The organism is Tsukamurella paurometabola (assembly GCF_900631615.1).
Taxonomy (GTDB): domain Bacteria; phylum Actinomycetota; class Actinomycetes; order Mycobacteriales; family Mycobacteriaceae; genus Tsukamurella; species Tsukamurella paurometabola_A.
The window spans coordinates 4,078,614-4,103,251 of record NZ_LR131273.1 but is presented as its reverse complement, the minus strand read 5'-3'; the positions used below and the strand labels follow the sequence as shown (position 1 = coordinate 4,103,251).

Below are 24,638 nucleotides of genomic sequence, written 5' to 3'. Positions count from 1 at the left end.
GCGTGCGCCACATCCGGGTGATCAGCCCGCCCGACCGGACCGATGCGGTGCTCGCGCTGCTGCGGTCGCGGCCGGGCGTCACCCACATCACGCTGGCGCCCGGCGCGTCGCTCGTCCCCGCGGGCGATGTGCTCAGCGCGGAGGTCACCCGGGAGGCCGCGCACCGCGTGCTACAGGGCCTTGAGGAACTGCGCATCCCCGTCGATGGTGCCGTCACGGTCTCGACGCTCGACACGGTGCTCTCGGATGCTGCGGACGAGGCCGAGAAGGCCGTGCCCGGCGACCCGTCGGACGCGGTGGTGTGGGAGGAGCTGACCGCCCGGACCCGCGAGGAATCGACGCTCAACTCGACCTTCCTCGCCTTCCTGGTGCTCGCCGTGCTGCTGGCCGCGGTGGGCGTGGTGACGAACTCGCCGGTCACCGTCGTCGGCGCGATGGTCGTGGGGCCGGAGTTCGGGCCGCTCGCGGCGATCGCGGTGGCGCTCGCCACCCGTCGCCTGCACTTCGCGGTGCGCCCGGTGATCGCCCTGTCGGTGGGCTTCCCGGTGGCGATGGCGTGCACGTGGCTCGGTGCCGAGGCGGCCCTCGCGGCGAACCTGTTCGGCGTGGACGTCCTCGACTCCGCGGGCCAGGTCGACTTCATCTACCGCGTCGGCCCGTTCTCGCTCATCGTCGCGCTGCTCGCCGGCGCCGCGGGGATGATCTCGATGGTCACCGCCAAATCGGCCGCCCTGGTCGGCGTCTTCATCTCGGTCACGACGGTGCCCGCCGCCGGGTACGCCGTGGTGGCGGCGACGGTCGGGGAGTGGCAGCGCGCTCTCGAATCGACGGGGCAGCTCGCGATCAACCTCGTCGGCATCGTCGTCGCGGGCGTCCTGGTGCTGGTGCTGCGTCCGGCGGCGTGGCGCGACATGCGGGAGCAGGTGGGCCTGTGAGCATCGACGCACTCCGCCGACTCGACCCGGCGGGCCTGCGCCGTCTCTCCGCGCGGGTCCGCGGACTCATCGACGACGAGGGCATCACCTACAACGCGCTCGACGCCGTGCCCGCTGCCCAGGACCCGGCGATGCCCGGGGCCGCCACCGAGCCGGGGCCGTGGCGGCTCGACCCGCTGCCGGTGCTCCTCGGCGCCGAGGAGTGGGACGGGCTCGCACGCGGCGTCGCCCAGCGATCGCTGCTGCTCGACGCGGTGCTCAAGGACTTCTACGGCGAGCAGCGCACGCTGCGCACCGGCACGGTCCCGCCGGAGGTGGTGTTCGCGCACCCCGGCTTCATCCGGCGAGCGGTCGGCGTTCCGTCGCCCGGCCCGCGCTCGCTGTTCCTGCACGGCGTCGACATCGGCGAGGCCGCCGGCGACGAGGTGACCGGGTACGTCGCGGTCGCGGACCGCACCCAGGCGCCGTCGGGCGTGGGCTACGCGCTCGCCGACCGCCGGGTCACCTCCCGCGCCCTCCCGCGCGAACTCCGGTCGGAGACACCGCGGCCCGTCGCCTCCTTCGCGGCGGCGCTGCGCATGCAGCTGATCGAGGCCGCGCCGCCGGGCGTGGACGACCCGACCGTCGTCGTGCTCAGCCCCGGATCCCTCTCCGAGACCGCCTTCGACCAGGCGTACCTCGCCTCGGTCCTCGGCTTCCCACTGGTCGAGGCCCCCGACCTGACGGTGCGCGACGGCGGCGTGTTCATGCGCTCGCTCGGCCGGATGAAGCGCGTGCACGTCATCCTGCGGCGCGTGGACTCCGAGTTCTCCGACCCGCTCGACCTGCGCACCGATTCGCAGCTCGGCGTCGTCGGGCTCGTCGAGATGATGACCCGCGGCGCCGTCACCGTCGTCAACACCCTCGGGTCGGGAGTGCTCGAGAACCCGGCCCTGCACGCGTACCTGCCGCAGCTGTGCCGCGACCTGCTCGATGAGGACCTGCTGCTGCCGTCCACGCCGACCCTGCACGCCGCGACCCCGGCCGGACGCGCCGCGCTCGACGGTCCGCTCGACGACCGGCTGGTGCTCAACTTCGCCACCGGCGAGCGCTTCGCCGGGGCCGACCTCACCGCGGACCGGGCCGACGATCTGCGGCAGCGGATCGCCGCGGACCCGACCGTGTGGTGCGTGAAGACCCTCGTGCCGTTCACCGGCCGATCCGCCGTCGACCACGGCGCCGTCGTGGAACGCGGCTTCGCGCTGCGCGCCTTCGCCCTCGCACAGGAGTCCGGTTACACCGTGCTGCCGGGCGGCCTCGGCCAGGTCCTGCTCGACGGTGCCGAGGGGGCGCTGCTGCACTCGTCGGCCGCCCGCGACGTCTGGGTGCCGACCCCCGACGACGTCCGTGCCCCCGCCCGCGTGGCGACCGCGCCCCGCTCGGGCCGGGTCGGGGCGGCACCCAGCGGCCCGGTGGCGACGCCCCGTGTCCTCTCCGACCAGTTCTGGATCGGACGGTACGCGGAGCGGGCCGAGGCCACCGTCCGCCTGCTGTCGATGGCGCACGACCGCAGCCGTGAGTTCCGGCACCGGCCGTGGCAGGCGGGTGCCGACGTGCTGCAGCCGCTGCTGGACGCCGTGGTCGCGGCCACGGTCACCGATCAACTCGGGCCGATCGTGGTCGAGGGGACCGAACAGACCGACGTGCTCGCTCGATTGCGCCGCCTCACCCTCGACGTGGACGTGCCGGGCAGCGTCGCGCACTCCGGCGTCCGGCTGCGGGCGTGCCTGCGGGCCGTTCGCGATCAGATGTCCACCGATACCTGGCTCGTGCTCAGCGGAGCGGAACGGTCGCTCGGACGGCTCGCCGCCGACCGCGACGACGCGGGGGAGCAGCTCGACCAGACGCTCGGCGAGGTCCTGGTCTCGCTGCTGGCGTTCGCCGGCCTCGGCCGGGAATCGCTCGTGCAGGATCCGGCCTGGCTGATGATGGACGCCGGCCGGCGCATCGAACGCGCCCTGCAACTCAGTGCCGTCACGCGGGCGATGGTCGTCCCCGAGAACCCGGCGGAGATCGAGGCGGGCCTCCTGGACGCCTACCTCGTGACGTGCGAGTCCGCCGTCACCTACCGGCGCCGGCACCGGGCCGTGCTGCGCGCGGGCGCCGCGGTGGACCTGATGTTCCTCGACGCCACCAATCCGCGCTCGCTCGTCGCCGCGCTCACGGCCCTGACCGCCGACCTCGCGCAACTGCCCGACGAACTGCGCAGCCCGACGTGCGAGCGCACCGTCGGAGAGGTGCTCGCGCGGCTCGGCCGGTTCGACCCGGACGACGCCGAGACCATCGCCGACGGCCGGCGGACGGAGATCGAGGCGCTGCTCGACGCCGTGGACGAGGGAATGCGCGAGGTCTCGGACGTGCTCGAACGGACCAGGTTCGCGCCGCCCGCGGCGGCCCGCCCGATCTGGGTGGGGGTGCAGTCGTGGGCCTGAGCTTCTCCCGGCGCACCGAGGACTCGCGGCCGCGCCGCTACCGCGTGGTGCACGAGACCACCTACACCTACGACGCGGAGGTCACCTCCAGTTTCGGTCGGTGCTATCTGTCGCCGCGTGAGCTCTCCGACCAGCGCGTCGAGGAGCACACGATCACGGTGGGGCCGGAACCGTCGGACCGCTCCGAGGGAGTGGACGCGTACGGCAACACCGACACCTACTTCCACGTGACCACACCACACACCCGGCTCCTGGTCCGCGGTGAATCGGTCGTCGAGGTCGATCCGCTGGACCGGGCCGTCACCGACGAGGGGCCCGCGCTCGCGCCCTGGGAGCTCGCGCGGCCCGTCGGCGAGGCCGGGGCGCTCGCCGCGCAGTACCGCCTGGACCAGCGGCCGGCCGAGATCGACGACGCGGTGCGCGCCTACGCCGACACGATCTTCACCCCGGGAAAGCCGCTGGTGGAGGCCGTCGAGGAGCTGACCACCCGGATCTACACGGACTTCACCTACCGGTCCGGTGCCACCAACGTCTCGACCCGGGTGGGCACCGTGATGGAACGCCGCGAGGGCGTCTGCCAGGACTTCGCGCGGGTCGCCATCGCGTGCCTGCGGTCGAAGGGGCTCGCGGCCCGGTACGTGTCCGGGTACCTCGCCACCGAGCCGCCGCCCGGCCAGGACCGCGTCGTCGGCGCCGGGGCCACCCATGCGTGGGCCGCGGTGTGGCTGCCCGGGGACGCCTGGCTGCCCTTCGACCCGACCAACAACAAGTTCGTCGACGAACGCCACGTGACGGTCGCCTGGGGGCGTGACTACGAGGACGTCCCGCCCCTGCGCGGCGTCATCTACACGGAATCGAAGGGATCGAAGATCCATGTCTCCGTGGACGTCGCGCCCCTGCCCGACTGAGGTAGGTTGGACGTGATGGTCACCGCGCTGGGGTACGAGACGACGAGGGCGGCCCTCACCGCGGTGGAGGGCCTGCTGGGTCGCCGGGTCGGCGCACCCGTCGAGCTGGGTGAACCCGAAGATCTGGGGGGCTCCGGCCGCACACTCGTGATGCGTGTCCGGGTGCTGCACAACAACCCGCTGCTGCCGCGGTCCGTCGTGATCAAGCAGCTGCGCGCCGCCGACCACACCGACAAGGACTACTCGGAGGCGTTCGCCCGCGAGGGCGCGGCGTACAAGTTCGCCACCGCGCTCCCCGTCGACGCGCGCCCGGGGCCGCAGCTCCTGGCGTCGGACGCGGAGCAGCGGATCCTCGTGCTCCAGGACCTGGGCGAGGGCGAGACGATGGCGGATCTGCTGCGCCGGACCCCCTCGTCCGGTGCGGCCACCGTGCTCTCCGCCTGGGCCCAGGCGCTCGGGCGCATGCACGCCGGCACCTACGGCCGCGAGCGCGACCTCTCCGTGCTCGCGCGGCGCGAGCACACGGATTCGCGCAACGACCCCGTCGCCGGGGAGGCCGCGCGGGCGGCCGCGGCGGTCCCCGCCGCCGTGGGCGGGGTCGACGAGGCCGCGCGCGCGGTGCTCGACGCCGCCGTCGCCCTGTTCACGGAGGGCCCGTTCCGCGCGTTCAGCCCGTCCGACGTGGGGCCCGACAACACGCATGTCGTGGGCGGCGCCGTCCGCTTCCTCGACTACGAGTGGGCGGGCTTCCGCGACGGCGCGCTGGACGTGGCCTACGTGCTGCTGACCTACCCGGACTGCACCGAGGACGGCCACGACCCCGACCTGGACGTCGCGATCGTGGAGGCCTGGCGCTCCGAGGTCGTGCGTCTGTGGCCGCGCCTCGCCGACGACGTGGCGCTCCGCCGCCACATCACCACCGCCAAACTGGCCTGGCTGACCCTCGCGACCTACTGGGCCCTGGGTCTGGACTTGGCCAGCCGCATCGACGCCGGCCACCTGGACAGCCTCCCCGCCTGGTCCTCCGACGACCTCGCCGCCCGCTGGGACCGGCTGGCCGCCGCCGACCCGCGTGTGCACGATTTCGCGGTCGCCGCCGCCGCGGAGGTCCGCGCGCTGTGACGGGCTCCCTGTTCGGCGACGACGGGGACCTCGGAGCGCCACCCGAAGCACCGTCCTCCCGCGGGCCGGTCGAGTTCGTCCCCACCCATGCGGGTACCCCGCTCGCGGTCCGCATGCGGCCCCGCGACCTCGACGAGGTGCTCGGTCAGGAGCACCTGCTCGGCCCCGGGACGCCGCTGCGCCGCCTCATCGACGGCGCCGGCGCGGCCAGCGTGATCCTGTACGGCCCGCCCGGAACGGGCAAGACCACGATCGCCTCGCTCATCTCCGGCGCGACGGGGCGCCGGTTCGAGGCACTGTCGGCGCTCTCCGCGGGCGTGAAGGACGTGCGCGCGGTCATCGAGATGGCCCGGCGTCGTCTCCTCGTCGACGAGCAGACGGTGCTGTTCATCGACGAGGTGCACCGGTTCTCCAAGGCCCAGCAGGACGCGTTGCTCGCGGCCGTCGAGAACCGCGTGGTGCTGCTCGTCGCCGCCACCACGGAGAACCCGAGCTTCTCCGTGGTCTCGCCGTTGCTCTCGCGCTCGCTGATCCTGCAGCTGCGGCCGCTGGAGCCGACGCACATCTCGCAACTCATCGACCGGGCCCTGTCGGATCCGCGGGGCTACGACGGTGCGCTGACGATCACCGACGAGGCCCGCGAGCACCTGGTGCGCCTGGCCGGTGGCGACGCCCGGCGCTCGCTCACCGCGCTGGAGGCCGCCGCGGACGTGACGCTGGGGGAGGGCGGCGACGAGATCACCCTCGAGGCGGTCGAATCGTCGATCGACACGGCGGCGGTCCGCTACGACCGCGCGGGCGACCAGCACTACGACGTCATCAGCGCCTTCATCAAGTCGATCCGCGGCTCCGACGTCGACGCGGCGCTGCACTATCTGGCCCGGATGATCTCGGCGGGCGAGGACCCGCGGTTCATCGCCCGCCGCCTCGTGGTGCACGCCTCCGAGGACATCGGTATGGCCGACCCGCAGGCGCTGCTCGTCGCCACCGCCGCCGCCCAGGCGGTGCAGCTCATCGGCATGCCCGAGGCACGGCTCGCGCTCGCGCAGGCCACCATCCACCTCGCGTCGGCGCCCAAGTCCGACGGGGTCGTCGCCGCGATCGGTGCGGCCATGGGCGACGTGGCGGCCGGCAAGGCGGGGCCGGTGCCGCCGCACCTGCGGGACGGTCACTACGCCGGCGCGGAGAAGCTTGGCAACGCCCAGGGCTACGTCTACCCGCATCACGTGCCCGGCGGCGTCGCCGCACAGCAGTACCCGCCCGACGACCTGGTCGGTGTCGACTACTACGCCCCCACGGACCACGGCTTCGAACGCGAGATCGGCCCGCGCGTGACGCGGCTGCGCGGGATACTGAGGCGGCGGTAACGGCGCTGTGCGACGGTGGCCGAGGAACGCACGTGCATGGGGTCGCGGCGCGTCGGTAAGGTGGTCGGGTCGCTGTAACGCTCGATGACATCTTCAACGCGAAGGATCGCTGTGCAGACCCATGAGATTCGGAAGCGGTTCACGGACCACTTCGTCAAGGCCGGACACACCCAGGTGCCGAGTGCATCGCTGGTCCTGAACGACCCGAATCAGCTCTTCGTCATCGCCGGCATGGTGCCCTTCGTGCCGTACTTCCTGGGCCAGCAGACCCCGCCCTACGATCGCGCCACGTCGATCCAGAAGTGCGTCCGCACACTGGACATCGAAGAGGTCGGTATCACCACCCGGCACAACACCTTCTTCCAGATGGCCGGCAACTTCAGCTTCGGCGACTACTTCAAGCGCGACGCGATCCGATTCGCCTGGTCGCTGCTGACGAACCCGGTCGACGAGGGCGGCTTCGGCATGGACCCCGAGCGCCTGTGGTCGACGGTCTACCTCGACGACGACGAGGCCCGCGACCTGTGGCTCGAGGTCGGCCAGGTCCCCGAGCGCATCCAGCGCCGCGGCATGAAGGACAACTACTGGTCGATGGGCATCCCCGGCCCGGCCGGCCCGTGCTCGGAGATCTTCTACGACCGCGGCCCCGAGTACGGCGTCGAAGGCGGCCCCGAGGCCGACGAGGACCGGTACATCGAGATCTGGAACCTCGTCTTCATGCAGAACGAGCGGGGCCAGGGCGGCGGCAAGGAGAACTTCGAGATCCTCGGCGAGCTTCCGAAGAAGAACATCGACACCGGCATGGGGGTCGAGCGCGTCGCCTTCCTCCTGCAGGGGGTCGACAACGTCTACGACACCGACCTGCTGCGCCCCGTGATTGACCGGGCGCAGGCGCTCACGGGTCAGCGCTACAACGCCGGCGACGCCGAGCACGACCGGCTCTTCCGCGTCATCGCCGACCACACCCGCACCGCCGTGATGCTCATCCAGGACGGTGTGAATCCCGGCAACGACGGCCGCGGTTACGTGCTGCGCCGGCTGCTGCGCCGCGTCGTCCGGTCGGCCCGCCTGCTCGGCGCCACGGGCGAGACGATGGGCGACTTCGTCGACACCGTCATCTCGACGATGTCGCCCTCCTACCCCGAGCTCACCGACGACGCGCAGCGCATCCGCACCGTCGCCACCGGCGAGGAGCAGGCCTTCCTCAAGACCCTGGAGCAGGGCACCACGCTGTTCGGCAACGCCGTCGACTCCACCAAGTCCTCCGGGAAGACGGTGCTGTCCGGCGACGACGCGTTCACCCTGCACGACACCTACGGCTTCCCGATCGACTTGACGCTGGAGATGGCCTCCGAGGCCGGGCTCACCGTCGACGAGGACGGATTCCGGGCGCTCATGGCGGAGCAGCGCCAGCGCGCGAAGGACGACGCGAACTCCCGGAAGTCGGCGCTCGCCGACCTCTCGGTGTTCCGCGAGTTCGTCGACCGCGGGCCCACCGAGTTCACCGGTTTCGACGAGTTGGTCTCCGACGCCCAGGTGCTGGGCCTGGTCAAGGACGGCGTCCGTGTGCCCGTCGTGCACCAGGGCGACGACGTGGAGATCGTGCTCGACCGGAGCCCGCTCTACGCCGAGGCCGGCGGTCAGCTCGCCGACATCGGCACGATCACCTCCGCCGCCGGCGCCCAGATCGTGGTGACCGATGTGCAGCGCGTGGCGAAGACGCTGTGGCGGCATCAGGGCACCGTGGCGTCCGGCGAGGTCTCCGAGGGCGACACCGTCACCGTCGCGGTCGACGCGGCCCACCGCCACGGGAGCACCCAGGGGCACTCCGGTACCCATCTCGTGCACGCAGCGCTGCGGCAGGTCCTCGGTCCCAACGCCGTCCAGGCGGGCTCGCTCAACAAGCCGGGCTACCTGCGCTTCGACTTCCGCTGGTCGGGCGGCTTGAGCGACGAGCAGCGCGCCGACATCGAACGCGTCACCAACGAGGCCGTGCAGGCCGACTACGCCGTGCACACCGATGTCACGGACCTCGAGTCCGCGAAGAAGCGCGGCGCGATGGCGCTGTTCGGCGAGAACTACGGCGACCGGGTCCGCGTCGTCGAGATCGGCGGCCCCTTCTCCCTGGAGTTGTGCGGCGGCACGCACGTCGCCAGCTCGGGACTCGTCGGCCCGGTCACCGTCCTCGGCGAGAGCTCCGTCGGCTCGGGCGTCCGCCGCGTCGAGGCGTACGTGGGCCTCGACTCGCAGCAGTACCTCGCGAAGGAGCACGCGTTGGTCTCGGCGCTGTCGAGCTCGCTCAAGGTGCCCTCCGAGGAGGTCCCGGCCCGCGTCGAATCGCTGGTGACGCGCCTCAAGGACGCCGAGAAGGAGCTCGAGAAGCTGCGCGCGCAGGCGGCCCTGTCGGCGCTGGCCGAACTCGCCTCGTCGCCGGAGCGCGTCGGGGCGGTCCGGCTGGTGGCCGCGCGGGCCCCGGAGGGTGTCACCGCCGGGGAGCTCCGCGGCCTCGTCACCCAGCTGAAGGGGCGCCTCGGCGCGGAGCCCGCCGTCATCGCGCTGTTCGCGGTGGACGGCGAGAAGGTGCCGTTCGTGGTGGCCGCCAACGACGCCGCGCAGGACCTGGGCGTCAAGGCGGGCGACGTGGTCAAGGCGGCCGCCCCCGCGGTCGGCGGACGCGGCGGCGGTAAGGCCGACATGGCGCAGGGAGCGGGGTCGGACGCCACCGGGATCGACGGTGCCCTCGCCGCGGTCCGGGCCGAGGTCGCGCGGACGGTCGGCGCCTGACGGTGGGCGACGCGGAACCCGCCTGGGAGCGGGGCCGGCGGCTGGCCCTCGATGTGGGCCGGGCCCGCATCGGGGTGGCCGTCTGCGATCCCGACGGGATCCTCGCGACGCCGGTGGAGACGGTCCGCGCAGCCAAGGACGGCTCGGACCTCCGCCGGATCGCGCAGCTGGTGGCGGACTACGAGCCGGTCGAGATCGTGATCGGGATGCCCCGCACCCTCAAGGGCGAGCGCGGCTCCTCGGCGAAGATGGCGGAGGCGTTCGCGCGGCGGCTCGCCGGGGCGCTCGGTGCCACGGCCACGCCACCGCCGCGGGTATGTTTTTTCGATGAGCGCTTCACCACCGTGACGGCGCAGCGGGCGCTGCGCGACAACGGGGTGCGGGCGAAGGAGCAGCGAGCGGTGATCGATCAGGCCGCCGCAGTGGCCATCCTGCAGGGGTGGCTCGACGAGCGGAGGCCGGTGCCCGGTCCCGAGGAGGTCGACGAGTGAGCGACGGGTGGAACAACGAGCGCGCCGACCCGGTGGCGATCGGCGGGCAGCGCACCACCCGCGCGGAGCGGCGCCGCGCCGCGCAGCGGGAGCGGATCAAGCGCCGGCGCCGGGTGGCGCTGCTGTCGCTGATCGTCGTGTTCCTGGTCGTCATCGGCGGCGTGCTGTGGACGGTGCGCGGTTCGTTGTTCGGCGGTTCCGCGCCGGACGACTACGCCTCCGGCCAGGCCGGCCCCGAGGTCGTGGTCCACATCGTCGGCCAGAACAACTCCGATTTCGCGCAGAACCTGGTGGACGCCGGTGTGGTGAAGTCCGTCGGTGCGTTCAACCAGGCCGCGGGGGACAAGCCCATCTCGGCGGGGTACTACGAGTTGCGCAAGACGCTGCCGGCCGCGGAGGCCGTCACCATGCTCGTCGACCCGGCCCGCTCGCACCGGGTCGGCATGCTCAACGTGTCGGCCGGCGCGGTCCTCGATGACAAGCGCAGCAAGGACAACAAGGTCGCGCAGGGCATCTTCAGCCAGCTCTCCGCCGCGACCGCCCACACCGTCGACGGGGTGAAGAAGCAGACCCCGAAGGCGGATTTCGTCAAGGTCGCATCCAGCGCGAGCGTCGCCGATCTGGGCGTTCCGGAGTGGGCGGCCGGCACCGTCACCCGGCTCAAGGGCGACCACCGTCGCATCGAGGGCCTCATCGCGCCGGGCGTCTGGGACCAGATCGATCCGTCCGCGACGCCGATCGCGATCCTCAGGCAGCTCATCACCGCGTCCGCCAAACAGTACGAGGCGCAGGGCCTGCTCACCGCGAGCCGCAGCTCGCCGGCGAAGCTCGCGCCGTACCAGGTACTGGTGTCGGCCTCGATCGTCGAGCGCGAGGTGAACCAGGCGGACGACTACCCCAAGGTCGCGCGCGTCATCCTGAACCGGCTGGCGAAGAACCAGAAGCTGGAGATGGACTCGACGGTGAACTACGGCGAGGCCGTGACCGGCATCGACGTCGCGGGCGAGAAGCTGCTCAAGAAGACGGAGTGGAACACCTACGCGAAGACGGGGCTGCCCGCCACGCCGATCGGCGCTGTGGGCACCGACGCGCTGGTCGCGACCGAGAACCCGGCCCCGGGACCGTGGCTGTACTTCGTCACCGTCGACAACCAGGGCACCACGCTGTTCACGGACGACTTCGCACAGCACGAGCGCAACCGGCAGAAGGCGTGCGACACCAAGTTCCTGACGGTGGGCTGCGGGCCGTGACGAGGCGCGCAGCGGTCCTGGGGAGCCCGATCGCGCACTCGCTCTCGCCCGTACTGCACGGCGCGGCGTTCGTGGCGCTCGGCCTGGACTGGACGTACGAGCGGATCGAATGCGACGCCGACGCGCTGCCCGGCCTCGTCGGCGCGCTCGGGCCGGAATGGGTCGGCCTGTCGGTCACCATGCCGGGCAAGTTCGCGGCGCTGGAGTTCGCGGACGAGCGCACGGAGCGCGCCGTCACCGTCGGTTCCGCCAACACGCTGGTCCGTACCGGGACGGGCTGGCTGGCCGACTGCACGGACGTCGACGGTGCCGACGGCCTCCTGGCCGAATGCGGAGCGACAGGGGAGTCGGCGGTCGTCGTCGGCGCGGGCGGCACGGCACGGCCGGTGTTCGCCGCGCTCGCCGACCGGGGCTTCACCCGCACGACGGTGCTCGCCCGTTCGGAGGAGCGGGCGCAGGGCGCCCTCGCGTGCGCCGAGGCGTTCGGCCTCGCCTCGACGTGGGCGCCGCTCGACGCGGCGGCGGTGCCCGCCGCGGACGTGGTGGTCTCCACGCTGCCCGGCACCGCGCAGTCCGACGACTTCCCGCTGATGGATGCGCTGTCCTCGGCGGCGCCGGCGATCGCCGACGTGGCCTACGATCCGTGGCCCACCCTGCTGGTGGCGGCGGCGGAGGCGAAGGGCGCCCGGACCGCCGGCGGGCTGACGATGCTGCTGCACCAGGCGTTCCGGCAGGCCGAGTGGTTCACCGGTATGCCCGCGCCGCGGGAGGCGATGGCGGCTGCTCTGGCCGCGGCCAGGGAGGCGTCATGACCGACTTCCGTTACCGGTTCCGGCCGCGGTACTACGAGATCGACCGCCAGGGCGTCATGTTCAACATGTGGTACCTCGGGTACGTCGACACGGCCATCGGCGAGTTCTACGCCGACCGCGGCCTGCCGTACGAGGCGATGCTCGCTGCGGGCTACGACTCGCAGGTGGTGCACGTCGAGCTCGATTACGCGGCCGGGCTCACCGATGCGGGCGATACCGAGCTGGTCATGCGGACCGGCCGGATCGGGACGAAGAGCTTCACGATCGAATTCGTCTTCGTCACCGATCTGGACGCCGCCGAGCCGACCGAGGCCGTCGCGGGGAGGATCGTGTACGCCGTGATCGCCGCCGACGGCTCTGGTGCGATCGCGATTCCCGATGCGCTGCGCGAGGCCCTGCAGGCCTGACAGACTGCCCCCGTGGAGTGGGGGCTCTTCGGGGGTGCGCTGTTGGCGTGGTGTGCGGCACTGTGCTGGTTCGACGTGCGCGAGCGGCGCCTGCCGAACGTCCTGACCCTGCCCGCCGCGTGCGTCGCCGTCCTCGGTTCGCTCGGGGCCTGGTTCGACGGTGCCCCCGCCCCGCTGGTCGGGGCCGTCCTCTGGACGGCGGTGAACGGCGCCGCCTTCCTCGCCCGCGGCATGGGCGCCGGTGACGTGAAGCTGGCGCCGGCACTCGGCGCGGTCGTCGCGGGGGCCGGCGGTGTCCCCGCGGTGCTCCTCGCGATCCTCGGCGCTCAGTTGCTCACCGTCGCGTGGGCGCTCGCCGCCCGCGACCGCACCGTGCCGCACGGGCCGCCGATGATCGCGGCGGCACTGGTGCTGTCGGGACTCGCCGTCACCCCGTGGTGAGTCGTCGCAGGAGGTCGTCGAGCGTCCGCAGTTCGTCGTCCGTCAGGGCGCCGAGGAGGGTGCGTTCGCGTTCGATGTGCTCGGGGAGCAGTCGCTCGATCAGTCGTCGTCCGGGGTCCGTGAGCGTGACCGTCTTCCCGCGTCCGTCGGTGGGACGCGGGGTGCGGGACACCAGGCCCGCGGCCTCGAGTCGGTCGAGCCGTGCGGTCAGGCCCGCGCGTGTGATCAGCAGTTGGTCGGCGAGGACGGCCGGAGCGAGGGCGAACGGAGCGCCGGAGCGGCGGAGCGTGGCGAGCACGTCGAATTCACCGCGGCGCAGTCCCGCCTGTTCGAGCGGTGCCTCGATGGCCGCGCGGGCCGCGGCCTCGAGGTGTGCGAGCCGACCGACGATGCTCATCGGCAGCGTGTCGAGGTCGGGGTACTCGGTGCGCCACTGGGCCATGGCGGCGTCGACGTCATGCACGTCCCGAAGCGTACGCCTTGACAGAACTAGTTAGACGGTGAACTATCAAAGTAGTTTGATAGCTAACTACTTGGAGGTCGTCATGATCGTGCTCGAGCCCGAAATGATCGCTGCGGGGGACGGAGGACCGAAGGTCGCCCTCCTCGCCGATGCGTCCGCGACCGGTGGGGCCGCGAGCGTGCAGCGCGTCGATCTGCCCGCCGGGGTCGACGGTGCCTCACCGCATTACCACACCCGGTCCGCCGAGGTCTTCCACGTCCTACACGGAGCTCTGGAGATGCTGATCGGTGACGACGTCGTGGAGGTGCCGGCGGGCGCGCTCGTCGTCATCGAGCCGAACACCGTGCACGCGTTCGCGGCGCCGCCCTCCTCCGCGGCGTCGGCGCTCATCGTGCTCACGCCCGGCGTCGACCGGTTCGGCTACTTCCGCCTCCTGCGTGATGTCGCCTCCGGTGAGAGGGCGCCGTCGGAGTTGCTCGCGGCGCAGGACGAGTACGACAACCACTTCGTCGACAGCCCACCGTGGCGCGCGCGTCGCGACGCCGGGGCCGCTCATGGCGGGTAGAGCCCTCGGCGTCGCCGCGAAGGTATCGGCGGTGATGGGCGCGCTGGCTGCGACTGCGCAGGCGGCGCTGGCGGGTCGGTTCCTCGCCGGGGATTTCGGTGCGCTCGATCTGCACCGCGAGGTCGCGTCGGTGCTGGGCGGAATCGTGATCCTCTCGGCGATCCTCGCCGGCATCGGCAGGATCCGTCGTCGGGGCGAGCTCAAGGAGGTGGTCGTCGCGGTGGCGCTGGTGGTCGGAGTCGCGGCGCAGGCGGCGCTGGCACGCGCCAACCTCCTGGCTGTGCACGTGCCCACCGGTGTCGCCGTGCTGTCGCTGAGCTACTTCCACGTGGCACTCGTTCTGCGACCGAGCCGCGTACCGGAACGCACCGCGAGGCTGAAGGGCGGTATTCGGGGATGACTGTGCGGATGAGCCGGCGCGCAGTCCTCCGCGGCCTCGCCGTCGCCACCGCGGCGTCTGCGACCGGTGCGGTCGCCGCCTGGGAACTCGCCGGCGCCAAGATCGTCGGGAACACCGTCCCCAGTGCCGCGCGGATACCGGAGCCCTACACCCTGCCGGGCCGGAGTCCGATCCGAGCCCGGCCGTTCCTGGTAGACAATGCCGGCGAGCACTATCGGTTCGTACAGCGCCGGGCGCGAACGACGGTCATCCCCGGGTACGAGACCGAGATCTGGGGGTACGACGGCCGATTCCCCGGACCGACGATCCGAGCGCGACGAGGCCGGCCCGTCCTGGTGCACGTCCTGAACGAGCTCGACGTTCCGACCGTGATGCATCTCCACGGAGGTCATACACCGGCCGAGTCGGACGGGTATCCGACCGATCTGGTCGTCCCCGCGTCGTGGCCGAAGGCTCCCCGCCACGACGCGGGGATGAGTGCGCATGATCCGTCGGCGCGCGTGACGGTCGGGACGAGGACCTACACGTATCCGAACGATCAGGACGCCGCGACCCTCTGGTACCACGACCACCGGATGGACTTCACCGGTGCGTCGGTGTGGCGAGGGCTTGCTGGCATGTACATCCTGGACGATCCGGACGAGGAGCGATTCGGGTTGCCGGCCGGCGAGCGGGACCTGCCGATGATCCTCACCGACAGGTCGTTCGATCGCGATGGTGGTCTTGCCTATCCGGCGATCGACGCGACGGGATCGGCGACGCCGGGCGTGACGGACCGCTACATGATGGGTGTCTTCGGCGACGTACTACTCGTGAACGGTGTGCCCTGGCCCAGGTATCGCGTTCCCGGGGTCCGCCACCGGTTGAGGTGGCTCAACGCCTCGAACGCGAGGGTGTACCGGCTGCGCTTGGACGGGCCGCACACACTGGCGCCGGCTCTGGTGCAGATCGGTTCGGACGGCGGCCTGCTGCCCGCGCCGCAGGAGATGACCCGTATCGACATAGCCCCCGGCGAACGGTTCGACACCGTGTTGGACCTCAGTGGTCACCGCACCGGCGACGTCGTCACGATCGTCAACGACCTCGGTGCGGGTCGGATGGTCGAGGTGGCCCGGTTCGAGGTGACGGAGGCAGTGGCGGACACATCACGCGTTCCCGACCGCTTCGGGCCGGAATGGCGGTTACCGCGGACGGAGGTGGTGCGGACGCGGGACCTGCATTTCCAGATGGGCGATCTCGACGACGGCCGGCGGGGCTGGCTCATCAACGGTAGGGGATTCGATCCCGGTCGCAGCGATGTCGATGTCGAACTCGGCGGCCTGGAGGTATGGCGGATCAGCAGCAACTTCAATCATCCGGTACACGTGCACCTCAACCATTTCCAGGTGCTGTCCGTGAACGGACGCGCGCCTCGGCCCGGCGACCGGGGCTGGAAGGACACGGTCAATCTCGGCGCCGGCGAACGGGCCGAGATCGCGGTGCGGTTCACCGACCAGGCGGGACGGTTCCTCGTGCACTGCCACAACCTGGAACACGAGGACATGGGAATGATGGCCAATCTCACCGTGCGCGAATAGGGCGCGGACGCTACGGCCACCCGGGCGCGGCGGGCACGGTGCCGCTCTCCACGGCAGCGGCGAGTTGGGCGTGATCGCGCCGGTTCTGCTCGGCGTACGCGAACGCGAAGTCGGTGAATCCGTCGGCGACTCGCGGTGCTGCGCCGAGGTAGCCGTCGATCGCCAGGGCGTCGCCGCTGCGCGCGTGCGCGCGGGCGAGGACATGGCCGCAGGCCTCCGCGAACGCGGGGAGGCGGGGAGCGATCGCGGCACCGTCGGGAATCACCTTGCCGTCACGGAACTGCCGGACGTAGTAGTCCATGCCCTCGATCGAGGTCCAGCCCACGAACATGTCGGTGGACGCCTGGATGAGGCGCTGGCCCTGCACCACCCGCTCGCCATGCGTCGGATACCGGCTGGCCCCGACGAACTGCTCGTAGACCGATGGACCGGCCTGCTTGACCTGGAGGAACAGTGCGTCGCCTGTGCGTCGCTCCTCGCTGAGGGTGAGGAAGACGCGCATGCCGACACTGCCGACGCCCACGACCTGCTGCACCGCGTCCACGAGGTCGTAGCGGGACCACAGGTGCGCGATGTGGTCCGGGATGCTCGCGCGGTACCGGCTGATGATCGCATCGAGTTGTGTCGCGTAGTCGGCGACGGCGTGGGTACGGTACGGCGGGTCCTCGGTGATCTGGCGCGAGCCGTCCACCAGCTGCGTGAGCTTCTTGAGGGAGCCGCGCTGCGAGCGCTTGTCCGCGCGCTTCTCGATCTGCAGTTCGAGCTCGTGCTCGTGGTCGGGCGCCAGGTACTCGGCGAGCTGCGTGACATCCACGTTGTCGTACCAGACGTCGAGTTCCGCCCAGGTGGCGTACGTGCCAGTCCATGCGCGGTAGCTGTCGAATCCGCGGCGAACCGCCTCGCGGGCGGCGGACGGTGGCAGTCCGTTGCTGTCGGCGAGGATCACCAGGCTCGCCAGGAATCTCTTGACGTCCCACTCGAACGGGCCGGGCAGGGTCTCGTCGAAGTCGCGGAGATCGAACAGGAGGTTGCGCTCCGGGCTGCGCCACAGGCCGAAGTTGAGCACGTGCGCGTCTCCGCAGAGCTGCACCTGGAGATCCGTGTGCGGGGCCGAGGCCAGGTCGGCGGCCATGACAGCGGCGGCGCCGCGGTAGTAGGACCACGGAGAGGCCGCCATCCGGCCGTGCCGGATGGGGAGGAGTGCGGCGTCCCGGATCGCGTTCTGGGCGAGGATCGTCTCCAACGCGTCGTGGCCTCGGCCGTCGGGGTTCCACTCGCCGATGGCGCTGCGGGGCGCCTGCTTCCTGGCAGCCTTACCGGCGTCACGGGCCGAAGGGAGAGCCTCCGGGGCGGCGCCGTTCGCGATCGGGGTGTTCATGATCGCAATGGTCGCGCGCCGGGGTCGCGACGGTGGGCCGTTCGCGAGAAATCTTGACGAGAACGTCATATCTGCACGTAGACGATCCTTCGATTCCCTTGGATCCACGCTGAGCGCAACGGGTCACAGACGAAAGCGCGGCGCCTACCGTCGAATCCGTGACCGCGCCTACCTCACGCCCTGTCCTCGGGATAGCCCTGGAGCCGTTCGGCTGGCATCCCGCAGCGTTCGCGGAGGTCGGCGCGGATCCACTGGAGGCCACCTCCGCGGAGCACTGGGTTGGGCTGGCCCGCTCCGCGGAGGCGGCCGCCGCCGACCTCGTGACCTTCGAGGACTCCTTCTCGCTCACCGCCCGCGATCGGCTCACCGGTCGGTTCGACGCCACTCTGCTCGCCGCCCGCGTGGCCCCCGCGGTGTCGCGCGTCGGCCTCGTCCCCACCGTGACCGCAACCCACACCGAGCCCTTCCACGCCTCCAAGGCGATCGCCACGCTGGACTACGTGAGCGGCGGTCGTGCCGGCGTGCTCCCCGCCACCACAGGTGCCACCGCGGATGCCGCCCTGTTCGGAAGGAAGCAGCCGCAGGACGCCGCGTCCCGCGCCGCCGAGGCGCGCGAGTACGTCGAGGTGCTGCGCGACCTCTGGGACAGCTGGGAGGACGATGCGATCGTCAAGGACGTCGCCACCGGCCGGTTCGTCGACCGGGACCGCCTGCACTACATCGACTTCCAGGGCGAGAACTTCTCCGTCAAGGGACCGTCGATCACCCCCCGACCCCCGCAGGGGCGACCGCCCGTGATCGTCCGCGTCACCGATGACGCCACGGAGTCCGTCGCCGCGGACGCGGATCTCGCGATCGTCCCCGCAGCTCCCGAGGCGGAACTCGAGGACACCGCCCGTCGGCTCCGCGCCGCGGGGGTGGCACGGCTCCTCGTCGACGTCACCGTCCACCTCGCCGATTCCGAGCGCACCGCGATCCGGCGCATCGAGAAGCTGGACCGCCGCGAGCCCGCCGACGACGACACGCTCGTCTTCGCCGGGACGGGGGAGTCCCTCGCCCGTGTGGTCGCGGGGTGGCAGGCGCTCGGCTTCGACGGTGCGCGGCTGCGTCCGGGCGTCAACGCCGTGGACCTGCCACGGATTCGCGCGGCCTTCGCGCCGCTGCTGCCGGGCGCGCCGCGCGAGGGCACACTCCGCGAGATCCTGGGCCTGGGAACCGCGGTCAACCGCTTCGCCACCGTGAGGGGGGCCTGATGGTCGCCGGGCTGAACGTCCTCGACCTCGCGCCGATTCCCGACGGGGCCACCCCGTCGGACGCCCTGCGCAACACCCTGGACCTGGCGCGCCGCGCCGAGGACTGGGGCTACGGCCGGTACTGGGTGGCCGAGCACCACTTCGCGCACGTCGCGAGTGCGGCGCCGGCCGTTCTGATCGGTGAGATCCTCGCGCGTACCAGCCGGATCCGCGTCGGCTCGGCGGCCGTCCTCATCGGCTTCACGACGGCACCGGCGGTCGCCGACGCGTTCGGCGTACTGGCGGCGCTGCACCCCGGGCGGGTGGATATCGGCCTGGGACGCACCGGCCAGCGGCTGCGGACGCCGCCGCCCGGTGCGCCCGCGCCGAACCCCGCGATCGTCGCGGGTTACGAGCAGCTCTACCACCCGAAGGCGGAACCGCCGAGCTACACGCGGCAGGTCGAGGACGTCCTGGACCTGGTCGCCGGCACCTTCGTCGCCGACGGGCACGCGCTGCGCTCCCCGGTGGCGGAGGCTGCCCGGGACGCGCCCGTGTGGATCTTCGGCAGCAGCGCGGGGGAGAGCGCGCAGCTCGCGGGCGCCCGCGGATTGCCGTTCGTCGCCAACTACCACGTCAGCCCTACCACCACCGCCGACGCGGCGCGTGCCTACCGCGAGGCGTTCCGTCCGTCCGATCGCCTCGCCGAGCCGCACCTGGTGGTGAGCGCCGATGTGGTCGTGGGCGAGACCGACGCGCAGGCACGGGATCTCGCGGCGGGCTTTCCCGCGTGGGTGCACTCCATCCGGTACGGGTCCGGGGCGATCGCGTACCCGCGCGACAGCGCCGCGCTCAGCGACGAGCAGCGCGCGACGGTCGCGGACCGCACCGACACCCAGTTCGTCGGCGAACCGGGCCGCGTCGCCGATGGACTCCGTGCGCTCGTCGAGCGCACGGGCGCCGACGAACTCGTGATCACCTCGGTCACGCACGATCACACCGCGCGTCTGCGCAGCCACGAACTCCTGGCCAAGGAATGGGGCCTCCTATGACGATGCACCGCGCCGACGTCCCCGTCCGGGAGGGTGCGCACCGCAAGCCGATTCACCTGGCCGCGCACTTCCCGGGCGTCAACCACAACACCGTGTGGTCGGACCCGGCGGCGCGCAGCCAGGTGGAGTTCGACTCCTTCGTGTACCTCGCGCGGGCGGCCGAACGGGCGAAGTTCGACTTCTTCTTCGTCGCCGAGGGGCTGCGGCTGCGCGAACACCTGGGACGCATCCACGACCTCGACGTCGTCGGCCGACCGGACACCTTCACCGTGCTCTCCGCACTCGCCGCCGTCACCGACCGGATCGGCCTCGCAGGCACCATCAACACGACCTTCAACGAGCCCTTCGACGTGGCCCGACAGTTCGCCACCCTCGACCACCTCAGCGCCGGGCGGGCCGCGTGGAACATGGTCACCAGCTCCGACGCCTTCACGGGGGAGAACTTCCGCCGCGGCGGCTACCTCGCGCACGCCGACCGGTACCGCCGCGCCGACGAGTTCGTCACCGTCGCACGGAAGTTCTGGGACGGCTGGGGCCGCGGCGAGGTCGTCCACCACGGTGCGCAGTTCGACGTCCGGGGCGCGGCGCCACTCCCGCTCTCCCCGCAGGGGCACCCGGTGCTCCTGCAGGCCGGAGACTCGGGTGAGGGGCGCGACTTCGCGGCGACGCAGGCCGATGCGATCTTCACCCGCCACGGGTCGCTCGAGAGCGGCCGGGCGTTCTACGCCGACGTCAAACGCCGCGCCGCCGACCGTGGCCGGAACCCGGACCACCTCAAGGTGTTCCCCGGTGCCGCCGCGGTCATCGGCGATACGGCGGACGAGGCCCAGGAGAAGGCCCGCGACATCCGGCGCCGGCAGGTGAGCCCGCAGACCGCGCTCAACTTCCTCGAGCAGGTGTGGGGCCGGGAGCTGCAGTCCTTCGACCCCGACGGTCCGCTGCCCGACGTCGAGCCCGTCTACGACGCCCCCGCCGTCCAGGGGCGCGTGCTGCACGCGGATCCGCGCGAGATCGTCGCGACCTATCGCGCGCGAGCCGAGGCCGGCGGCCTCTCCATTCGCGAACTCGTCATCGAGCTCAACACCCGCCCGCAATTCGTCGGCACGGCCGAGCAGGTGGCCGACGAGATCGACACGTTCATCCAGGCCGACGCCGCCGACGGCTTCATCCTGGTCCCGCACCTCACGCCCACCGGACTCGACGAGTTCATCGACGGCGTGGTGCCCTTGTTGCAGGAGCGCGGCGCCTTCCGGCCGGACTACGCGGGATCGACTCTGCGCGATCATCTCGGGCTGCCCGTCCCGGAGACCACGAGCGGAGCGCAGCGCGCCGGTTAGCGCCTCTTCACTCGTTCGTGGCGCACGGCCGGTGCGAACCGGTTACCGTGCGGCCATGAGCCGTGCGATGCGTCCCGATCTGTCCGGTGTCGACCCCCTCGTGGTCAACCTCACCCACCGCGTGTGCCTGGGCGACCTGCCCACGCGAGGCGCGCGCTCGTTCGGCGATCGCGTCGCCCTCGTCGACGGCGGATCGACCGTGACGTACCGGGAGTTGGAGAGCCGGGCCAACGCGCTCGCGCGCGGCCTGCAGACCCGCGGCTTCCGGCGGGGCGACGCGATCGCGCTGCAACTGCAGAACCGGTGGGAGTTCGTGGTGGCGCTGTTCGCATGCGCGAAGCTCGGCGTGGTGGCCATGCCGGTGAACCTGCTGCTCGCCCCGGGCGATGTGGCCTACCAACTCGGTGACAGCGGCGTTCGCGCCGTGATCAGCGAGGACGTCTTCGTGCCGGCGCTCACTGCGGCCCTCGACGCCGCGGAACATCAGGTGGGGGCCGTCTACCTCGTCGCGAACGGCGGTGGCGCACTTCCCGCGGAGGTCGGCGGCATCCCGTCGACCGCCTTCACCGACGTACCCGACGCGGACGACTCGGTGGTGGAGACGATCGTCGAGGACCGCGACATCCTGCACTGCCTGTACACCTCGGGTACCACCGCCCGGCCGAAGGGTGTCGTCACCAGCCATGTCGCGGTGCACATCTCGGCGCTCTCGTCCGCGGTCGCGCTCGGCGTGCGGCCCGACGTCGAGCCCGCCGTCCAGCCCATCGCGCTGCCGCTGTTCCACGTGACCGCCCTCGACGCGCTCCTCATGCCGATGCTGCTCACGGGTGGCACCGCGGTCCTCCTGCGCGGCTTCGACCCGGCGGCGCTCGCGGGCGCCTTCGTCGAGCACCGGGTGACTCACCTGACGCTGCTCCCCATGATGTGGGCGGCCCTTCTCACCCGGCCCGAGCTCACCGACGAGAACACCGCCTCGCTGCGCACGGGCCTGTACGCGATGGCGCCCATGCCGGCCGAACTGCTCGCCGCCCTGCGGGCACGGTTCCCCGGGGCCGCCATCATCCTCGGCTCCGGCCAGACCGAGACCACCCCGGCGTCGGAGGTGCAGTGGACCGGCCACCAGGGCGTCAAGGACGACTCCTGGGGTCCGGCCACCGTCTCCACCGATGTCGCGATCATGGGCGACGACGGTGCCCTGCTCCCGCCGGGTGAGGTCGGCGAGATCGTCTACCGCGCACCGCAGCTCATGGAGGGGTACTGGAACAACGCCGCCGCGAACACGGAGGCCTTCGCGCACGGCTGGTTCCACGGCGGCGACATCGGCTACCTCGATGACGAGGGCGTCGTCTACTTCACCGACCGCGCCAAGGACATCATCAAGTCGGGTGGCGAGAACGTCTCCTCGGTGGAGGTCGAGCGCGTCCTGCTCGGCCACGACGCGGTCGCCGAGGTCGCCGTCGTCGGAACCCCGCACGAGCACTGGGGCGAGGCCGTGACGGCCTTCGTCGTGACCTCACCGTCGGGCGCGGCCGACGGCGATGCCCTCCTGGAGTACGCGCGACAGAACCTCGCGGGCTTCAAGGCGCCCAAGGAGATCGTCTTCGTCGACGCCCTGCCCAAGACCGCGACCGGCAAGATCCAGAAGAACCTCGTCCGGACCCTGCGCGAGACCCGGACCTAGCCCACCTAGGCCGCCGACGAGAGCGCGGGCAGCAGCCCGCGCGCGTCGGTGAGGATCTGCTCGTAGTCGCGGACGTCGAACTCGTACGGCAGCTCGAGCCGGAACTCGGTGATCGGCCCGGACTCCGGAGTGAACGCGGGATCGGCGGCGAGCCGTTCGGCGATCTCCGCGATCGGCCCCACGAGGTCCTCCGCGAACAGCGTGCGCCTCTCGCCGTGCGACCTCAGCGTGCGGTCGTGGCGCGACCGTGCGTACTCGCGGTACCGCGCGACGGTGGCCCGGTCGGCGCTGTCCGTCGGCACGATCACGCGCCCGACGGCGACCCGCCTGCCGGTCCCGCCCGCGGCGCGGTAGGCGTCGATGAGGGTGGCCTGGACCGTGCCGAAGTCGTCGGACTCGATCCCGGCGGCCGAGACGATGTTGCCGGTCAGCAGGTGCAGGCCGGCCTCGCCGGTCCACCGGGATGAGCCGAGCGACGTTCCGCCGTACCAGGAGCGGTCGGCGAGGCCGGGGGTGTGGGGCTGCAGGCGGGGGCGCTGCACGGTGCCGGGGGACTCGATCCGCGCGTCCTCGTCGCCGAGGTACGCGCCCCGCAGGTGCTCGACCGTGCGCGCCACCCGCGCGTGACCGAGTTCGTACGCGCGCCAGTCGCCCTCGAAGACCACGTCCGCGAGCAGGTCCGCGTGCGGCATGCCGGTGGAGAAGCCGGCCTGGATCCGCCCGCCCGAGAGGGCGTCCGCGAGGGAGAGGTCCTCAGCCAGGCGGAAGGGGTTCTCGTAGCCGATCGGGATGACGGCGGTGCCCAGCTCGATCGTGGAGGTCCGCTGCGACGCCGCCCCGAGGAAGACCGCCGCCGACGAGATGCCGTGCTCCAGGTGGCGCTGGCGCACCCAGGCGCCGCGGTAGCCCAGGCCCTCGCCGAACGCGATGAGCCGCAGCGTGTCCTCGAGCCCTCCCGCCGGATCGTCATCGAGGTAGTTGCCGGGGGTGAGAAAGGCGAGCGATTCGATCGTCACCGGTCAGAACCCCGCGGCCGGGTTGATCTCGGACTTCGGCAGGGCCGACGTCGGGACCTTCCACTTCTCGAACAGCTTCTGGTACTCGCCGCGGGCGATGAGCGTGTTGATCGCCTGCGAGATCGCCGGCGCGATCGGGGACCCCTTGGCCGTCACGAAACCGACCACGGTGGTGGAGTACTCGCCGAGGAACGTCGTCCCGGGCACCTTGTCCACCAGGTACCGCAGGGAGAGCGTCGGGCCGAAGTACGCGTCGACCTTGTTGTTCTGCAGGCTGAGGATGACGGCGCCCTGGTCGTCGAGGTACTGGACGGTGTAGGCGGGCTTGCCCTTCGATGTGCACTGCTGCACGCCCTTCTCCAGGATCTGCTGGAAGGTGGTGCCGGAGCCGGTGACGATCTTCTTGCCGCACAGGTCCTCCAGCGTCTTCACACTCGTGAGGCCGGACTTCGACGAGCCGACGAAGGACTGTCCGTCGTTGAGGTAGGTCGCGAAGTCGACCACTTCGAGGCGCGGCCTGGTGACGCCGAAGTTGCCCTGGCCCACCTGGTACCGGCCGTTCTGGACACCCGGGATGATCGTGGAGAACGTCCCGATCTCCTGCTTCCAGGTGACGCCGAGGGCCTTCGCGACGGCGTTGCGCAGGTCCACGTCCAGGCCGACCGGGTTCCCGTCGGGGACCTCTCCGCCGTGCGGCAGGTTGTTGATGCCGGGCTGCCGGGTGAGTCCCAGCGTCAGTTCCTTCGTACCCGCCGGCAGGAGGGCCTGGGCGGCCGGATCCACGGCGACGGAGGACACCACGTCCTGCGTCGGAATCGGGTAGCCGGAGCTCTCCGCCGCGGGATCGGACGATCCGCCGCACGCCGTGAGGACGGTGGCGGCGGCGAGCAGGGGCAGGGCGAACAGGGCGCGGCTGCGCATGGGGTCTCCTCGGACTCGGTCTAGCGGG

The 24,638-nt window shown here is 71.8% G+C and carries 22 protein-coding genes and 1 pseudogene; 19 read left to right on the top strand and 4 right to left on the bottom strand.

What is annotated here, in order from left to right:
- The first annotated feature begins 2 nt into the window (after window positions 1-2).
- The 11 genes from ELY19_RS20455 (at window position 3) to ELY19_RS20405 (ending at window position 12,988) form a co-directional block, all read left to right on the top strand.
- Entirely contained in the window at window positions 3-935 is a 933-nt protein-coding gene (locus tag ELY19_RS20455; RefSeq protein ID WP_126198074.1) for a DUF389 domain-containing protein, read from the top strand.
- Window positions 932-3,406 carry a circularly permuted type 2 ATP-grasp protein gene (locus ELY19_RS20450; RefSeq protein WP_126198071.1) on the top strand — a complete coding sequence of 825 codons (2,475 nt, stop codon included), beginning with the start codon at window positions 932-934 and terminating at the stop codon, window positions 3,404-3,406. Before ELY19_RS20455 ends, ELY19_RS20450 begins: the two co-directional genes overlap by 4 nt.
- Window positions 3,397-4,314, top strand: a complete 918-nt coding sequence (locus ELY19_RS20445) for a transglutaminase family protein (protein WP_126198069.1) — start codon at window positions 3,397-3,399, stop codon at window positions 4,312-4,314. The genes ELY19_RS20450 and ELY19_RS20445 overlap by 10 nt, the downstream gene beginning before the upstream one ends.
- A gap of 15 nt (window positions 4,315-4,329) precedes the next feature.
- The gene (locus ELY19_RS20440; RefSeq protein ID WP_126198067.1) at window positions 4,330-5,436 is read left to right on the top strand and encodes a hypothetical protein; all 1,107 of its coding nucleotides are present in this window, start codon (window positions 4,330-4,332) and stop codon (window positions 5,434-5,436) included.
- Window positions 5,433-6,803: a replication-associated recombination protein A gene (locus ELY19_RS20435; RefSeq protein WP_126198065.1), complete on the top strand. Its 1,371-nt coding sequence runs from the start codon at window positions 5,433-5,435 to the stop codon at window positions 6,801-6,803. Before ELY19_RS20440 ends, ELY19_RS20435 begins: the two co-directional genes overlap by 4 nt.
- Before the next feature lie 111 nt (window positions 6,804-6,914).
- The gene (alaS, locus tag ELY19_RS20430) at window positions 6,915-9,587 is read left to right on the top strand and encodes an alanine--tRNA ligase (protein ID WP_126198063.1); all 2,673 of its coding nucleotides are present in this window, start codon (window positions 6,915-6,917) and stop codon (window positions 9,585-9,587) included.
- A 2-nt stretch (window positions 9,588-9,589) separates the two neighbouring features.
- Window positions 9,590-10,078, top strand: a complete 489-nt coding sequence (ruvX, locus tag ELY19_RS20425; RefSeq protein ID WP_197715943.1) for a Holliday junction resolvase RuvX — start codon at window positions 9,590-9,592, stop codon at window positions 10,076-10,078.
- On the top strand, window positions 10,075-11,328 hold the full coding sequence (locus ELY19_RS20420) for an endolytic transglycosylase MltG (protein ID WP_126198058.1): 1,254 nt from the start codon (window positions 10,075-10,077) through the stop codon (window positions 11,326-11,328). The genes ruvX and ELY19_RS20420 overlap by 4 nt, the downstream gene beginning before the upstream one ends.
- Complete coding sequence (locus ELY19_RS20415; RefSeq protein ID WP_126198961.1) at window positions 11,316-12,140, top strand: shikimate dehydrogenase; 825 nt, start codon at window positions 11,316-11,318, stop codon at window positions 12,138-12,140. Before ELY19_RS20420 ends, ELY19_RS20415 begins: the two co-directional genes overlap by 13 nt.
- Window positions 12,137-12,547, top strand: coding sequence for an acyl-CoA thioesterase (locus ELY19_RS20410; protein ID WP_126198056.1), 411 nt, complete (start codon window positions 12,137-12,139; stop codon window positions 12,545-12,547). Before ELY19_RS20415 ends, ELY19_RS20410 begins: the two co-directional genes overlap by 4 nt.
- Window positions 12,548-12,559: 12 nt before the next feature.
- Window positions 12,560-12,988, top strand: coding sequence for a prepilin peptidase (locus ELY19_RS20405; RefSeq protein ID WP_197715942.1), 429 nt, complete (start codon window positions 12,560-12,562; stop codon window positions 12,986-12,988).
- Here ELY19_RS20405 and ELY19_RS20400 read toward each other — a convergent pair.
- Complete coding sequence (locus ELY19_RS20400) at window positions 12,975-13,451, bottom strand: MarR family winged helix-turn-helix transcriptional regulator (protein WP_227966994.1); 477 nt, start codon at window positions 13,449-13,451, stop codon at window positions 12,975-12,977. The two genes, ELY19_RS20405 and ELY19_RS20400, sit on opposite strands and share 14 nt — an antisense overlap.
- An 82-nt stretch (window positions 13,452-13,533) precedes the next feature.
- On the opposite strand from ELY19_RS20400, the gene ELY19_RS20395 reads away from it, so the two are divergent.
- From ELY19_RS20395 to ELY19_RS23910, 4 genes and pseudogenes are all read left to right on the top strand, one after another.
- Window positions 13,534-14,016, top strand: a complete 483-nt coding sequence (locus tag ELY19_RS20395) for a cupin domain-containing protein (RefSeq protein ID WP_197715941.1) — start codon at window positions 13,534-13,536, stop codon at window positions 14,014-14,016.
- The gene (locus tag ELY19_RS20390; RefSeq protein ID WP_126198054.1) at window positions 14,006-14,416 is read left to right on the top strand and encodes a hypothetical protein; all 411 of its coding nucleotides are present in this window, start codon (window positions 14,006-14,008) and stop codon (window positions 14,414-14,416) included. The genes ELY19_RS20395 and ELY19_RS20390 overlap by 11 nt, the downstream gene beginning before the upstream one ends.
- Window positions 14,413-14,985: pseudogene (locus tag ELY19_RS23915) on the top strand (multicopper oxidase domain-containing protein); the annotation flags it as partial. The gene ELY19_RS20390 and the pseudogene ELY19_RS23915, both read left to right, overlap by 4 nt.
- Before the next feature lie 6 nt (window positions 14,986-14,991).
- Window positions 14,992-15,993 (top strand): multicopper oxidase family protein, encoded by a 1,002-nt coding sequence (locus ELY19_RS23910; RefSeq protein WP_232015647.1) that lies wholly within the window; start codon window positions 14,992-14,994, stop codon window positions 15,991-15,993.
- A 10-nt stretch (window positions 15,994-16,003) separates the two neighbouring features.
- Here ELY19_RS23910 and ELY19_RS20380 read toward each other — a convergent pair whose 3' ends face one another.
- Window positions 16,004-17,371: a DUF2252 domain-containing protein gene (locus tag ELY19_RS20380; protein ID WP_126198050.1), complete on the bottom strand. Its 1,368-nt coding sequence runs from the start codon at window positions 17,369-17,371 to the stop codon at window positions 16,004-16,006.
- A gap of 158 nt (window positions 17,372-17,529) precedes the next feature.
- Between ELY19_RS20380 and ELY19_RS20375 the strand changes: the two genes are divergently transcribed.
- Genes ELY19_RS20375 through ELY19_RS20360 form a run of 4 tightly spaced genes read left to right on the top strand, consistent with a single transcriptional unit; the run spans window position 17,530 to window position 22,673 of the window.
- Window positions 17,530-18,624 (top strand): LLM class flavin-dependent oxidoreductase, encoded by a 1,095-nt coding sequence (locus ELY19_RS20375; protein WP_126198048.1) that lies wholly within the window; start codon window positions 17,530-17,532, stop codon window positions 18,622-18,624.
- The gene (locus ELY19_RS20370) at window positions 18,624-19,655 is read left to right on the top strand and encodes an MsnO8 family LLM class oxidoreductase (protein ID WP_126198046.1); all 1,032 of its coding nucleotides are present in this window, start codon (window positions 18,624-18,626) and stop codon (window positions 19,653-19,655) included. Before ELY19_RS20375 ends, ELY19_RS20370 begins: the two co-directional genes overlap by 1 nt.
- Complete coding sequence (locus tag ELY19_RS20365) at window positions 19,652-20,992, top strand: LLM class flavin-dependent oxidoreductase (protein ID WP_126198044.1); 1,341 nt, start codon at window positions 19,652-19,654, stop codon at window positions 20,990-20,992. Before ELY19_RS20370 ends, ELY19_RS20365 begins: the two co-directional genes overlap by 4 nt.
- A 55-nt stretch (window positions 20,993-21,047) precedes the next feature.
- Window positions 21,048-22,673 (top strand): class I adenylate-forming enzyme family protein, encoded by a 1,626-nt coding sequence (locus tag ELY19_RS20360; RefSeq protein WP_126198042.1) that lies wholly within the window; start codon window positions 21,048-21,050, stop codon window positions 22,671-22,673.
- A gap of 5 nt (window positions 22,674-22,678) precedes the next feature.
- On the opposite strand, the gene ELY19_RS20355 is transcribed toward ELY19_RS20360, so the two are convergent.
- On the bottom strand, window positions 22,679-23,689 hold the full coding sequence (locus ELY19_RS20355; RefSeq protein WP_126198040.1) for an LLM class flavin-dependent oxidoreductase: 1,011 nt from the start codon (window positions 23,687-23,689) through the stop codon (window positions 22,679-22,681).
- A 3-nt stretch (window positions 23,690-23,692) separates the two neighbouring features.
- Window positions 23,693-24,610, bottom strand: coding sequence for an ABC transporter substrate-binding protein (locus ELY19_RS20350; RefSeq protein WP_126198038.1), 918 nt, complete (start codon window positions 24,608-24,610; stop codon window positions 23,693-23,695).
- Window positions 24,611-24,638 lie beyond the last annotated feature (28 nt).

What these genes read in the sequence shown, in the direction of transcription:
- ELY19_RS20350 (WP_126198038.1), bottom strand. Translation starts at nt 24,610, where the DNA reads ATGCGCAGCCGCGCCCTGTTCGCCCTGCCCCTGCTCGCCGCCGCCACC.
- ELY19_RS20370 (WP_126198046.1), top strand. Translation starts at nt 18,624, where the DNA reads ATGGTCGCCGGGCTGAACGTCCTCGACCTCGCGCCGATTCCCGACGGG.
- ELY19_RS20395 (WP_197715941.1), top strand. Translation starts at nt 13,534, where the DNA reads ATGATCGTGCTCGAGCCCGAAATGATCGCTGCGGGGGACGGAGGACCG.
- ELY19_RS20410 (WP_126198056.1), top strand. Translation starts at nt 12,137, where the DNA reads ATGACCGACTTCCGTTACCGGTTCCGGCCGCGGTACTACGAGATCGAC.
- ELY19_RS20390 (WP_126198054.1), top strand. Translation starts at nt 14,006, where the DNA reads ATGGCGGGTAGAGCCCTCGGCGTCGCCGCGAAGGTATCGGCGGTGATG.
- ELY19_RS20365 (WP_126198044.1), top strand. Translation starts at nt 19,652, where the DNA reads ATGACGATGCACCGCGCCGACGTCCCCGTCCGGGAGGGTGCGCACCGC.
- ELY19_RS23910 (WP_232015647.1), top strand. Translation starts at nt 14,992, where the DNA reads ATGGACTTCACCGGTGCGTCGGTGTGGCGAGGGCTTGCTGGCATGTAC.
- ELY19_RS20440 (WP_126198067.1), top strand. Translation starts at nt 4,330, where the DNA reads ATGGTCACCGCGCTGGGGTACGAGACGACGAGGGCGGCCCTCACCGCG.
- ELY19_RS20380 (WP_126198050.1), bottom strand. Translation starts at nt 17,371, where the DNA reads ATGAACACCCCGATCGCGAACGGCGCCGCCCCGGAGGCTCTCCCTTCG.
- ELY19_RS20360 (WP_126198042.1), top strand. Translation starts at nt 21,048, where the DNA reads ATGAGCCGTGCGATGCGTCCCGATCTGTCCGGTGTCGACCCCCTCGTG.